Here is a 12,551-nt window from a genome sequence, read left to right on the forward strand (position 1 = left end):
AGATGTGTATAAGAGACAGATTTATTACCTGTTGAGAGATTGTCAAAGGTAAGAACTTCATACCCTGACTCTCCAAGGGCCTTCACAACATGACTTCCTATATAACCTGCTCCACCAGTTACGAGGACCTTCATTCTTGAACTCCTTTCAAAGAAAGGTTCAAGATATTTTAACAGAATATGCTAAACCATACTCAACTATATGTTTATTCTGGTGGATGACTCAAGAGTATATGCTATACTAAAATTATATGGAATTACTTAAAAAATTAATGGATAAAATAAATGCCGATGGCATTGTCCTTACTGATCTGAAAAATATTCGATATTTTACAGGATTCACTGGTTCTTCTGCACTCTGCTTTTATACAAAAAAAGAGGCCTTTTTTATAACAGACTTCAGGTATAAAGAGCAATCAGAAAATGAGATAAAAGGCTGGGAGATTATTATTGAAAAAAAGAAATTCAATGCATTAAAAAAACTAATTAAAAAACTTAAGCTTAAAAAAATCGCCTTCGAATCCACCATAAGTTTTGAGCATCTTGAGATTCTTAAAAAATTTAAGGTAAAACTGAGTCCTATTAAAAAAGAGATTTTAAAACTTAGAGAGATCAAGACAGCCGGTGAGATAGAAAGGATTAAAAAGGCAATAAAATTGGCTGAAGATGGATTTCTGAAAATAAAAGAAATGATCAGGCCTGGAGTAATGGAAAGAGATATAGCAGTGGAGCTAGAGTACCGGATGAAAAAACTTGGCTCAGGAAGACTTCCTTTTGAAGTGATAGTTGCCTCTGGAGAAAATTCAGCCCTTCCCCATGCCAGGTCATCTATGAGAAAGCTCCAACCAAATGATATCGTTTTAATAGACTGGGGTGCTGAGGCAGAAGGCTATTATTCAGACATGACAAGGACCTTTCTTATTAAAGGAAATAATTCAGAAGAGAAAAGAAAGATATACCGGATAGTTAAAGAGGCACAGGAAAGAGCCATCAGGACTATAAGACCTGGTGTTACGACCAGAGAGATTGACAGGGCAGCAAGGCAGTACATAGAGGGGAAAGGTTATGGTAAGTCCTTTGGCCATTCTACAGGTCATGGAGTTGGCCTTGATATTCATGAACTCCCGACTATAAGTATTTCTGGAAAAGAAAGGCTCAAACCAGGTATGGTCTTTACAGTAGAGCCAGGCATTTATTTAAGTGGCATGGGTGGAGTTAGAATAGAAGATATGGTCCTTGTAACTGACAGGGGTGTAGAGGTACTTACCAATCTGCCAAAGGAGCTTGAAGAACTTTAAGATGAATGAATCACTGAAAAGATTGAAATCAACTCTTGATTCCATAATCCTCGGGAAGGAAGATGTCACTAAGTTCTCCATAATAACACTCCTTGCCAGAGGCCACCTACTTATAGAGGATATCCCTGGAGTTGGAAAGACAACCCTTGCCTATGCCCTGGCAAAATCCACAAGCTGCACATTCCAGAGGATACAGTTTACAAGTGACCTACTTCCATCAGATATAATAGGAGTGAATGTCTACAATCCTGAAAAAAGAGACTTTGAATTCAAACCAGGTCCTATCTTCGCAAACATTGTCCTTGCAGATGAGATAAACAGAACCAATCCAAAAACCCAGTCAGCCCTTCTTGAGGCAATGAATGAAAGAAGGGTATCCATTGATAGAAAAACTTATGAGATACCTGAACCTTTTATGGTGATTGCAACACAGAATCCAATAGAATATTATGGAACTTTCCCCCTTCCAGAAAGCCAGCTTGACAGATTTATGATGCATCTAAGGATCGGTTATCCCGAGCCAGAATTTGAAAAAAAGGCACTACTGACTGGCTCAAAATTTGATGAGATAGAAAAACTCTCTCCTGTGATAAGTCCTGAAGAGATAAGGGATATGCAGAAGGCAGTGTCGGAGATAAGGGTTCATGAGGATGTTCTAAACTATCTCCATCATATTATTCTTGCTACAAGAAGAAATGAACAGATACGGCTCGGAGTAAGTACAAGGGGAGGTCAGTTCGCCCTTCAGGCTGCAAAGGCCCATGCATTTTTCAATGGAAGGGATTTTGTTACACCGGATGATGTAAAAAGGGTAGCTCCCCTTGTCTTTGGACACAGAATAATACTCAAGACAAAGACTTACATAAGTGATGCTACTGAACTTATAAAAGAAATAATATCAAAAATACCTGTGCCTGTATGAATTTAAAAAGCAATTTTATGAGATTCAAAAAGCCTTTATCTTCACTATGACCCTCACAAGAGAAGGTTTCAGACTCGGTCTTGCGACATTACTTGTGGGGCTTGCTTCCCTGAATACAGGAAATAACCTGATGTACCTTATCCTCTCGGTCATGCTATCTATATTCTTTCTTTCCCTGGTGGTCACATTTATTAATCTGAAGGGAATTGAGATATCAATTGAGCCAGTTGAAGAACTTTTTGCTGGAAGGTCATCGAAGATAAAGATAAGATATTTTAAGAAAGGACTTTTCCCATCCCGCTCATTCTTTTTGCTGAGTATGCCTGAAGCTCCTTTAAGAATCTTTGATTATATAGAATTACTGAAGCCAGAATTCACTGTTGAAAGGACAGTTACTATTACTCCTTTAAAAAGAGGCCCTTTGAACCTTAAGGACTTCATTTTCCTTAAAACAGGCTTTCCCTTTATATTTACCGAGAGGACAACTAGGATAAAGACAGAAGCAGGACTTCTCGTCTATCCAGCTCTGTGGGATATTGAAATTTCTCTTATTTCTCCTGCCAGAGTAGGTAATAAAAAATTAACAGGTGAAGAAGAGTTTCAGAAGATAAGACCTTATAGATATGGTGATGACAGGAGATTTATTCACTGGAAGGCAACGGCAAAAACGGGTGAACTCATGATTAAGGAATCTGCCCTTGAAGAAACCTCAAGGATAACAATCCTTCTTGACAACTTCCGGCCTCCTGACATGAATGCCTTTGAAAGGTCTGTATCCTTTGCTGCCTCCCTGGCATCAAAGGCCATAGAATCAGGTTATTATTTACGATTCGTCACCTGTCTAAAAACATTACCCTTTGGCACTGGAAGAGAACACCTTCTAAAGATACTTGACCATCTTGCACTTATTGAACCAGCGGAGGAGTTCTCTTGCCTTATAAATGAAAAAGATATAGAAGGAAATACCATGCTCATTCTACAATCAGGGCTTTCACCTCTGAAAAAGTTCACGGAATCTGCACAGAGGATTTTTTATGCCTCAGAGATATAAACTCCTTACGGCTCTTATAGCCCTTGCAGGTTCCGTGACAGTAATAATTACGGGTGAGCTCAATCCTTTCTATTATTTCTTTGTTTTTTTGATGATTTACGGTTATGTAAGGCTCCTCAAAAACAAACCCCAGGGTTCAAGATTTGTTATAGGACTTTCATCAATATGGGGACTCCTTTTATTTCTTTTTGATATTTTTGTTATCACAGGAGATTATCTGGTATCCGTAGGTCATCTGAGCCTGATATTCCATGCAATAAAATCCTTTGATATAAAAGAACCCTATGATCCCTTACAGGTCTATTTCATGTCACTCCTACAGCTTGTGATTGCCTCAGAGTTTACAACAAGAATGCTCTTTGGAGTGATAATAATCATCTTTATAGCGCTCTTTATATTTGCAATGATGATGGCTCATTATATCAAAGCTAGCAGCTTAAGGCCCGAGGAGATGGATAAGAAATTACAGGATTTATCTTCTGGTGCAAAAGCTGAGCTTCCGGCTATAACCTTCAGCTCTATAATTTTTCTTCTTATAATCATCCTGGTTCTTTCATCCTTCTTTTTTATAAGCCTTCCAAGGCTCAAATATGGCCTTTGGGGAAAGAGTCATGTTAAGGGAATAAAAAATGCCGGATTTTCAGAAAGAATGGATCTCTCTTCAGGAGAAGTAAAGCTTGATCCATCTGTAGTTATGAGGGTGGAGCTCAGACCATTAATAAAAGGATCCTATTACTGGAGGGGGGTGACCCTTGATCATTATGATGGTAAGGTATGGTCAAATTCTTTTGTTAATACAAGAAGGTTGATTAAAAAAGTTGAAGAAGAATTCATTCTTAAAGAAGAGGTTTCGGGGCTCACTGAACAGGATATACTTCTTGAGCCTGTAGATTCAGATGTCTTATTTTTACTTGACCAGCCTCTATCCATTAACATAATTGCACGCAGACTTGAAAGGGATTTCTCAGGTACCATCTATTTACCGGGAAAGGGAGCTCGCAGGCTCCATTATTCAGTAAAAAGCAGTCTCAGTTCATTTAGGGAAGGAGGCTTTGCTCCCCAGTATCTTCAGATGCCTGAATTTCTTAAAGAGAAAATCAGGTCATTTACTGAAGATATACTATCAGAAAAAAAGAACATTAAGGACAAGGAAAAAGCCCTAATTATAGAATCCTTTCTAAAAAAGAATTATACCTATTCCCTTACAGTCTCTGAACCCCGTTTAGAAACTGATCCTGTATCCCATTTTCTTTTTGTTGAAAAAAGGGGTTACTGCGAGCATTATGCAAGTGCAATGGTGCTCATGCTCCGCTCTATAGGTATTCCAGCCAGGATAGTAACAGGCTTTATGGGAGGACAGATTAATGATGTGGGTAATTATGTAATTGTAAGACAGAAGGACGCCCATTCCTGGGTTGAGGCCATGATTGATGGAAAATGGCACAGATTCGACCCCACGCCTCCTGATATAACCTCAGAGCCGGGACCACCCAGGATATTCCTCTATCTTGATTACCTCAAGCTTAAATGGCAGAGATATGTGGTGAGTTTCAGCAGGGAAGATCAAAAAAGGATTATCGAAGGATTAAGAGGATTTACTGAATACATGAAAGCTTATATAGAAAAAGCATTAATTTACACTGAAGATTTACTAAAAGGAATATCCAGTAAAATAACGAAAAGCCCACTTATATTGATTTCAAGTATTTTCTTGATCTTCCTTGCATGGCTTCTTGGGAAAAGTATTTTCAGAAGACAGGCACTTAAAGAAGTAAGTATTTATTACAGCAAATTTAAAAGATTACTCCAATCAAAAGGCTCAGGCCTTCATGAGTATTCTACACCAGGAGAGGTACTTGACTTAGGACTGAGATCAGGATTTCCAGAAAAGGAGCTCAGAGAATTTATTTCTATCTATGAATCCTCAAGGTTTGGCAATAAGGATCCTGATCTAAAGAAATACAGAGCCCTTTACAGAAGATTAAAAGAATCAAGTAAACTGATAAGGATTAAGGTTTCATCTCGAGATTAGAAATTTATTAAAAATCGGGGGTTCTTATAGGCAAACTTATCATGAAGGTTGTTCCCTTCTCCGAGGTATTGAAGGTTATCTCCCCTCCATGGGCAGTAATCACCTTGTGGACAATAGCAAGCCCCAGCCCTGTTCCACGTTCCTTGGTGGTAAAGAAGGGCAGGAATATCTTTTCTCTTATCTCAGGTGCAATCCCTTTTCCCGTATCTGATATGGAAATCCTGTAAAAACCATCCTTATGCTCTCCTTTTATGCTGAGCTTTCCACCTTCAGGCATAGCATCAAGGCTATTCTGAATAAGATTCCTCAGTGCCTGCCTTATAAGTGTCTCATCAACCATAAGTCCATCGGAAGGTTCTATATAAACAGATAGCTCAATCTCAGGAGAAATATTTAAACTCTCAATAACCTCCCTGATAACCCTTTCAGGATTAATTGATACAAGATTAGGCTCCTCGTATCTTGCGAAGCTAAGAAAATCCCTTATAATGTTGTCCATCAGGGAGATCTCTTTCTGGATTGATTCAACAATTCCCTGTATTGTGGGATCTGCCTTTTTCTTGAGCATGTTTGCATAACCTGTTATAACTGCCATGGGATTTCGGAGTTCATGGGCAATACCAGCAGCCATCTCTCCAAGGCCTTCAAGTCTTTCTCTCAATTTTATTCTTGACTGTAGCTCCTTGACCTCTGTTATGTCTGTAAAGGTTATTATTTTTCCGATAATATTCTTATTCCTGTCAAAAAGAGGGGATATGCTGAATCCGAGCCAGACATTCTTTCCAGAGATATCGCATAGAACCTCTTCTCTTTTTACAGAGTCCTTTTCAAGGATGTATCTAAGAAGGGGCTCACCGACTACATCTGAGACTGGCTTTCCCTGTATATCTTCCCTTTTTAAAATCTTTTTTCCAGCATCATTGATCTTTGTGACAATGCCTTCATTATTAATACTCATAACACCACTTGGAACACTTTGAAGAATGTTTTCATTAAATATATCAAGCTCTACATGTCTGTCCTTTAGCTGTGTTACAAGCTGTCTCATTGTATCAATGAAAAATTCCCTTTCTTCTGTTCTTGAGCCTCCAGAAGTTCTTATGGATGATATTAAAATAATTATAAGACCGATACCTGTCACCGCAGCTATAAGTATAATGGAAGGATTTACAGTCCTTTCAGAAAGTAGAAAAAAAACAGAGGAAATAAATATTGCTGTTAATAAAGCACCTATCACTATGCGCATATTATCCCTGAATCCATCTTAACCATAAATTCATTACCTCCTGCCCAAAAAGTAGGCTCACCATTGCACCTCCGGCAAGATAGGGCCCGAAGGGTATCACAGTATCAGACCTTTTCCGGCTTAAAATGACAACTACTCCCGCAAGTGCTCCAATCAGGCTTCCGCTGAAAGTGGTAAGGATTACACCCTTCCATCCGGTAAAGGCACCAACCATTGCCATGAGTTTTATATCTCCTCCACCCATCGCCTCTCTTTTGAATATCCATTCTCCGATAACTGCTATGATAAAAAACAGTAGAAATCCTGTGAGAGCACCTGTGAGTGAGGTTAGAAAACCAAGGGTCACCAATCTGAAGAAGGGATCTGGCAGTATAGGACCAAGAGCGATACCAATGAGCGTACCGGGAACAGTAATAATGTCAGGGATGATCATGTGTTCAATGTCAATAAAGGTTATAACAACAAGGCATGAGGCAAAAAAGAGAAATGGCAGGCTGTAAGGGGTATCTCCAAATTTATTGAATATAATGAGCCATAGAATTCCATTAAGAAATTCTACAACAGGATATCGCCAGTGAATCTTTGCTCCACAGGTCCTGCACTTTCCTCTGAGAAGAAAAAAACTGAGCACAGGTATATTATCATAAGGTTTTACAGGACTCTTACAGTCAGGACATCTTGAACCCGGTTTTATAAGTGACAGATTCCTTGGAATCCTGTAGATGCATACATTCATGAATGAACCTGCAATAAGACCGAGGACAAAGATTAAGAGATCCAGGCTATCCAGCATCAGGTTTCTGACTTCCGATTTCTGTTATCTCAGATGCCTTCTTAAGAAGGGCCTCCTTTTCCTGAACAAGCCTCTGTATCTCTGTAAGACATTTTATAATTTCTTCATCCCTTAGAATGTTTTTTTCATGCCTCTCTTTTAGTTCAAAGAATCTCCTGCCCATCATTTTATAATTCTCCTCAATATTCTCGTCTATCTTCCTTATCTCCTGTATTATTCCTATAACAGCGAGTTCAACCTTCACTCGCTGGGAAACAATACCAGACCATTCAAGAAATCTCGTCCATGCCCTTTTAAGATTTTGCTGTATTGTCTCTATCATAATTTTATCCTGTTACAAATAATTCTATCTTGCCCTGCCAGAATTCCTCAACATACTCTCGCAGCAAAGGATATCTCTTCAGTTCTCCGTCTCTCTTTACAAGCTCTGAGGCAGCCTCCCTCGCAAGCGGGATGAGTTCTCCATCTCTAACTATATTTGCTATCTTGAGATCGGGCATTCCAGACTGTCTTGTTCCAAAAAATTCTCCCGGCCCTCTTATCAGAAGATCCTGCTCAGCAATGGAAAAGCCATCACTGTAACGTTCCATCGCTGTGATTCTCTGCCTTGCTTCTTCTGACAGGGGCTCATAGACAAGAAGAACGCAGTAAGATCGTTCCGAACCTCTTCCGACCCTTCCCCTTAATTGATGGAGCTGGCTCAATCCAAACCTTTCTGCATGTACTATAACCATCAGTGTAGCATTCGGAACATCTATTCCAACCTCTATTACAGTTGTGCTGACGAGGATGTCAATCCTGTGTGACTTGAAGGCTTTCATTATCTCTTCCTTTTCAGAAGGTTTGAGCCTTCCGTGAAGAAGACCAATCCTGAATTCTGGAAAGATCCTCTGAAAGGCCTCCCTGCCCTGAATGGCTGACTTAAGATTGAGCTCCTCTGACTCATCAATAACGGGATAGACTACATAGACCTGTCTTCCCTTATTTACTTCCTCTCTTATGAGTTTATAAAGCTCTGATTTCTGAGATTGATACATAACCTTTGTTACAACAGGAGACCTTCCAGGTGGCAATTCATCTATTATGGAATAATCAAGATCTCCATAAAGTGTAAGGGCAAGAGTCCTGGGTATGGGTGTGGCTGTCATTACGAGTACATCAGGTGAGTCACCTTTTGTTCTGAGCTTTGAGCGCTGAATTACTCCGAATCTGTGCTGTTCATCAATAATAACAAGGCCAAGCTTTCTGAATCTTACATTCTCCTCAAGAAGGGCATGGGTGCCAACCACTATATCGATCTCTCCTTTTTCTATAAGATCAAGAGGCCTTTCTTCGACCCCCCTTGAAATAAGGGCAATTTTCAGTCCAAGGTCTTCAACAAGCCTGTGAATATTTATATAATGCTGCTCAGCCAGTATTTCTGTTGGGGCCATCAATGCTGCCTGATAACCATCCTCAACTGCCAAGAGCGCTGCCATAAGGGCAATTATAGTCTTTCCACAACCAACGTCACCCTGAATAAGCCTGTTCATCTGGAGCGGTGACTTCATATCATCAATTATCTCCTTTAATACCCTTTCCTGAGCGGATGTAAGTCTGTAAGGAAGAGAGGATTTCAATCTCTCAATGAGAATTCCGGTGCCCTTGAATGCAATGCCCCTTGAAAAAGACTTATTCTTTTTGAGTATGAAGAGTCCTGTCTGGAAGAGAAAGATCTCATCAAAGGCAAGTCTCCTCTGGTAGGGTGTTTTAAATTCATTCAGAGTGTCAGGGTCAAGAGAATCAGAAGGGAAATGAATATTTAAGAGACTTTCTTTCAAGGGAGGAAGATCAAGTTCTTTTATAATATCCTGTGGCAAAAAATCTTCTATAGAGCTCGAATGGTCGTTTACCACCGAAAACATAATTCTTCTCATCTGTCTCTGTGTTATACCCTTTGTAAGGCCATAAACAGGAACAATCCGTGCGGTATGGATGGTCTCATCATCCTCTTCGACAAACTCATAATCCGGATTCTCCATCTCAAAACCAATTCCCCAGAAGGCGTTGCGCTTAACAGGTGCGCTAACCATAAGTTCCTGCCCCGGTTTAAAGATCTTTTTGAGATAGGGTTGATTAAACCACTTGGCTTTTAATACACCTGTACCATCACTTAGTGTGAGTTCAAGAATCTTTAGTCCCTTTTTTTCAATGAGCTCTACAGAAGCAATCTTGGCTCTGACGGTCTCTATTTTTCCATATCTAAGCCGGGCAATTGGTCTCAGAAATCTTCTGTCTTCATATCTTCTTGGCAGATAATAAAAGGCATCTTTCAGTGTTCTTATCCCCAGCTTCTCAAGTATCTTTGCCCTTTCTTTACCAACGCCTTTAATATATTGAATGGAGTCTCTCACTCCTTCACCTGCGATAATGCTAATACCTACCCCTGCTCTGCCTTTGCCTTTGAATATTCGCTTTCACTCATTATATCTATTTCCCAGCCTGTCAGCTTCATGGCAAGCCTGACATTGTGACCTTTTCTTCCAATTGCAATTGACAGCTGGTCATCTGGCACTATTACCATTGCGGTCTTTTCCTCTTCATTTATTCCAATCCTATCAACCTGAGCAGGGCTGAGTGCTCTGGCTATGAGAATTCTGGGATCATCGTTCCAGGGTATGATATCTATCCTTTCACCTTTCAGTTCCCGCACTATTGCCTGAACCCTTGTGCCTTTCATACCAACGCAGGAGCCCACAGGATCAATGGCAGGATTAGAAGAATAGACTGCTATCTTTGTCCTCTCTCCTGGCTCTCGCACTATATTTTTTATTATCACTGATCCATCAGCAATCTCCGGAACTTCCATCTTAAAAAGTACAGCAACAAACTCAGGAACTGTCCTTGAAAGGGTTATTAGTGGACCCTTTGATGTATTCTGAACATCTGTGATATAAGCCTTAATTATATCACCGCGCCTCAGATTCTCGTTTGGCAGTGTCTCTTTCACTGGAAGAATCGCCTCTGCCCTTCCTATGCTGACATAATAATTTCCCTTTTCCTTTCTGAGGACTGTACCAGAAACCACCGTGCCTTTCTTATCCTTGAATTCACTGTAAATAACATCCTTTTCAGCCTCCCGTACCCTCTGGAGTATGACCTGCTTTGCAGTCTGAGCAGCTATTCTGCCAAAGTCCTCAAGCTGAACAGGTATCTCAACTATATCGTCGATTTTAACATCAGATTTTATCTTCCTTGCATCAGCCAAAGAAATCTCCTGAGTGGAATCAGTGACAGTCTCAACAACTCTCTTTGCTTCTGAAACCGTGATCGCACAGGTCTTCGGGTCAATCTTGAGATTAATATTAGTCCTTCCACCAAATCTTTTTCTTGCTGCAGACTGCAGGGCAGACTGAAGGGCATTGAGCAGTACCTCTTTTGGTATTGCCTTCTCCCTGCTTATTTGATCCACTATGTAACAGAGTTCTTTTGTCATCTTATCTCCACCTCAAGATTTGCCCTTGTTATATTATCATATCTTATAAACACCGTTCTTTTGCCAAGGTTGAGGATAATTCCTTCCTCATCTGCTCCTTCTATCTTTCCTACAAAAAAATTCTGATTATCTACCTTATCCCTGGTTATAACCCTCGCAAGTCTTCCCATATTTCTTATAAAATCATTTTTACTCCTCAAAGGTCTGTCAAGTCCCGGTGACGAGACTTCAAGTATATAGGATTCCTGTATTGGATCCTCAATATCAAGTAAGGCCTCAAGCGCCCTGCTCATCCTCTCACAATCCTCTATTGTGACTCCGCCTTCTTTATCTATAAAAACTCTTAGTAAAACCTTTTTGCCACGACTGAGTTCTACATCCACCACTTCAAGGTCTTCCTGCTCAGCACTCTTCCTTGCAAGTCTCCATATCCTTTCTTTTATGTCATCCATATTTACTCCATTTTAAAAACAAAAAAGTGGGTTTTCCCACTTTATAAATTATGCCTTCAGCAGTCTGCTACCTGAGAAATTTTATCAGAACGCGATTCCTTAACTTAATATTTCTTATCTTTCCCCGTTTTAAGTAAACTCTAATATAAGATAACAATTTTTACAAGAAAAATCAACAAAATTATACTAAAGGGCAGGAAAGTATCCTGCCCTTTAGTATAATTATTTTTTTCAGCCATTACTTGCCAGGCTGTGCTGGCTGTGCCGGTGCCGGCTGTGCTGGCTGCTGTGCAGGAGCCTGCTCCGTAGCAGGTGCTGTAGGTGCTGGAGCCTCAGCTGGTTTCTGTTGCTCGGCCTTCTTGCAACCAATTGCCATGGTAAAGGCAACAGCAAGAACAAGACAAAGTACTATTGCTAAAATCTTCTTCACCTCCACTCACCTCCTTTCAAAAAGATATTATAATACTCCGTACGTCATATTATCAATCGCTACTGAAAAGATTAAATGCATTTCTGAGGGGCTTTTCTTCTGAATAAGATTGGCAAGCCCCTTGTATAAGTGTTTATCTTTTAAATAATCTTTCTACCTTTCTTAAATCCATACATCTACAATCACAAGTTATGCTCTTTAATACGCTCAAGTGTTGTCGTTTTAGATTGTAGCGCTTTATTATCCTAACAAATTCCCTACAGCTCATGCTCGAACTTGACCCGCAAGAGTTTTTTTGATACTCTCTTAATGATATTAAAGACTCAAAATTTTTCCGAGGTGACACATGTTTAAAAGAATTCTCTATGCCACAGACCTTTCAGACTCATCACTGAAGGCCCTTGATGCAGCTGAAGATATTGCTAAAAGGAATGGTGCAGATGTTATTGTTCTTACAGTAATTCCTGAGGAAATTGCATGGGAAGGTTATTATGTCCCTGACCTCACAAATATCATGAAAAAAATAGTTTCTGAAACAGAGCAGAGACTTGAAGGATTTACAAAGGATAGATTTAAAGGTCTATCAGTAGAAAGGATAATCGCCAGAGGAAGACCCTATGAGGAGATTGTAAGGATTGCAGATGAAAAGGATGTCGATTTAATCGTGATGGGAAGTCATGGAAGGACGGGTCTTGGCCGCGTGGTTATTGGTTCTATTGCCATGAGAGTGCTTAGGCGATCAACAAAACCAGTGCTCATTGTAAGGCCTAAATAATCTTCCCCCTTCGTGTGAAAAATTCGCTAAGGGCAAGTCTTATCCTGTCTCTTATACACATCTCCGAGCCCACGAGAC

The 12,551-nt window shown here is 40.0% G+C and carries 13 protein-coding genes; 5 read left to right on the plus strand and 8 right to left on the minus strand.

Annotated elements, in window-relative coordinates:
• Positions 1 to 134 (minus strand): NAD-dependent epimerase/dehydratase family protein (locus N2257_08915; GenBank protein MCX7794503.1); only part of this gene is annotated, 134 nt, incomplete at its 3' end.
• Positions 135 to 250: 116 nt separating this feature from the next.
• Here N2257_08915 and N2257_08920 point away from each other — a divergent pair.
• From N2257_08920 to N2257_08935, 4 genes are read left to right on the plus strand one after another with little or no spacing between them, the layout of a single operon-like run.
• Positions 251 to 1,297: a Xaa-Pro peptidase family protein gene (locus tag N2257_08920; GenBank protein ID MCX7794504.1), complete on the plus strand. Its 1,047-nt coding sequence runs from the start codon at positions 251 to 253 to the stop codon at positions 1,295 to 1,297.
• A gap of 1 nt (position 1,298) precedes the next feature.
• On the plus strand, positions 1,299 to 2,219 hold the full coding sequence (locus N2257_08925; GenBank protein MCX7794505.1) for a MoxR family ATPase: 921 nt from the start codon (positions 1,299 to 1,301) through the stop codon (positions 2,217 to 2,219).
• Positions 2,220 to 2,265: 46 nt separating this feature from the next.
• A complete protein-coding gene (locus N2257_08930) occupies positions 2,266 to 3,270 on the plus strand; it encodes a DUF58 domain-containing protein (GenBank protein MCX7794506.1) in 1,005 nt (334 codons plus the stop codon).
• Entirely contained in the window at positions 3,254 to 5,302 is a 2,049-nt protein-coding gene (locus tag N2257_08935) for a DUF3488 and transglutaminase-like domain-containing protein (GenBank protein MCX7794507.1), read from the plus strand. The genes N2257_08930 and N2257_08935 overlap by 17 nt, the downstream gene beginning before the upstream one ends.
• A gap of 7 nt (positions 5,303 to 5,309) precedes the next feature.
• Here the strand turns inward: N2257_08935 and N2257_08940 are convergent, their stop codons facing one another.
• From N2257_08940 to N2257_08970, 7 genes are all read right to left on the minus strand, one after another.
• Positions 5,310 to 6,548, minus strand: a complete 1,239-nt coding sequence (locus tag N2257_08940; GenBank protein ID MCX7794508.1) for an ATP-binding protein — start codon at positions 6,546 to 6,548, stop codon at positions 5,310 to 5,312.
• A gap of 1 nt (position 6,549) precedes the next feature.
• Complete coding sequence (locus tag N2257_08945; GenBank protein ID MCX7794509.1) at positions 6,550 to 7,341, minus strand: prepilin peptidase; 792 nt, start codon at positions 7,339 to 7,341, stop codon at positions 6,550 to 6,552.
• Positions 7,331 to 7,663, minus strand: a complete 333-nt coding sequence (locus N2257_08950) for a hypothetical protein (protein ID MCX7794510.1) — start codon at positions 7,661 to 7,663, stop codon at positions 7,331 to 7,333. Before N2257_08950 ends, N2257_08945 begins: the two co-directional genes overlap by 11 nt.
• Before the next feature lie 4 nt (positions 7,664 to 7,667).
• Positions 7,668 to 9,734, minus strand: coding sequence for an ATP-dependent DNA helicase RecG (gene recG, locus N2257_08955; GenBank protein ID MCX7794511.1), 2,067 nt, complete (start codon positions 9,732 to 9,734; stop codon positions 7,668 to 7,670).
• Positions 9,735 to 9,760: 26 nt separating this feature from the next.
• Positions 9,761 to 10,816, minus strand: a complete 1,056-nt coding sequence (gene nusA, locus N2257_08960; protein ID MCX7794512.1) for a transcription termination factor NusA — start codon at positions 10,814 to 10,816, stop codon at positions 9,761 to 9,763.
• Positions 10,813 to 11,268, minus strand: coding sequence for a ribosome maturation factor RimP (locus N2257_08965; GenBank protein ID MCX7794513.1), 456 nt, complete (start codon positions 11,266 to 11,268; stop codon positions 10,813 to 10,815). Before N2257_08965 ends, nusA begins: the two co-directional genes overlap by 4 nt.
• 238 nt (positions 11,269 to 11,506) lie before the next feature.
• Positions 11,507 to 11,698 carry a hypothetical protein gene (locus tag N2257_08970; GenBank protein MCX7794514.1) on the minus strand — a complete coding sequence of 64 codons (192 nt, stop codon included), beginning with the start codon at positions 11,696 to 11,698 and terminating at the stop codon, positions 11,507 to 11,509.
• Positions 11,699 to 12,044: 346 nt separating this feature from the next.
• Between N2257_08970 and N2257_08975 the strand changes: the two genes are divergently transcribed.
• Entirely contained in the window at positions 12,045 to 12,473 is a 429-nt protein-coding gene (locus N2257_08975; GenBank protein ID MCX7794515.1) for a universal stress protein, read from the plus strand.
• Positions 12,474 to 12,551 lie beyond the last annotated feature (78 nt).

Source organism: Thermodesulfovibrionales bacterium (assembly GCA_026417875.1).
In the GTDB taxonomy this organism is placed as follows: Bacteria; Nitrospirota; Thermodesulfovibrionia; order Thermodesulfovibrionales; family CALJEL01; genus CALJEL01.

Excerpts from the sequence above, each read along its gene's own strand:
- N2257_08920 (MCX7794504.1), top strand. The coding sequence starts at position 251 with ATGGAATTACTTAAAAAATTAATGGATAAAATAAATGCCGATGGCATT.
- N2257_08925 (MCX7794505.1), top strand. The coding sequence starts at position 1,299 with ATGAATGAATCACTGAAAAGATTGAAATCAACTCTTGATTCCATAATC.
- N2257_08930 (MCX7794506.1), top strand. The coding sequence starts at position 2,266 with ATGACCCTCACAAGAGAAGGTTTCAGACTCGGTCTTGCGACATTACTT.
- N2257_08935 (MCX7794507.1), top strand. The coding sequence starts at position 3,254 with ATGCCTCAGAGATATAAACTCCTTACGGCTCTTATAGCCCTTGCAGGT.
- N2257_08940 (MCX7794508.1), bottom strand. The coding sequence starts at position 6,548 with ATGCGCATAGTGATAGGTGCTTTATTAACAGCAATATTTATTTCCTCT.
- N2257_08945 (MCX7794509.1), bottom strand. The coding sequence starts at position 7,341 with ATGCTGGATAGCCTGGATCTCTTAATCTTTGTCCTCGGTCTTATTGCA.
- N2257_08950 (MCX7794510.1), bottom strand. The coding sequence starts at position 7,663 with ATGATAGAGACAATACAGCAAAATCTTAAAAGGGCATGGACGAGATTT.
- nusA (MCX7794512.1), bottom strand. The coding sequence starts at position 10,816 with ATGACAAAAGAACTCTGTTACATAGTGGATCAAATAAGCAGGGAGAAG.
- N2257_08965 (MCX7794513.1), bottom strand. The coding sequence starts at position 11,268 with ATGGATGACATAAAAGAAAGGATATGGAGACTTGCAAGGAAGAGTGCT.
- N2257_08975 (MCX7794515.1), top strand. The coding sequence starts at position 12,045 with ATGTTTAAAAGAATTCTCTATGCCACAGACCTTTCAGACTCATCACTG.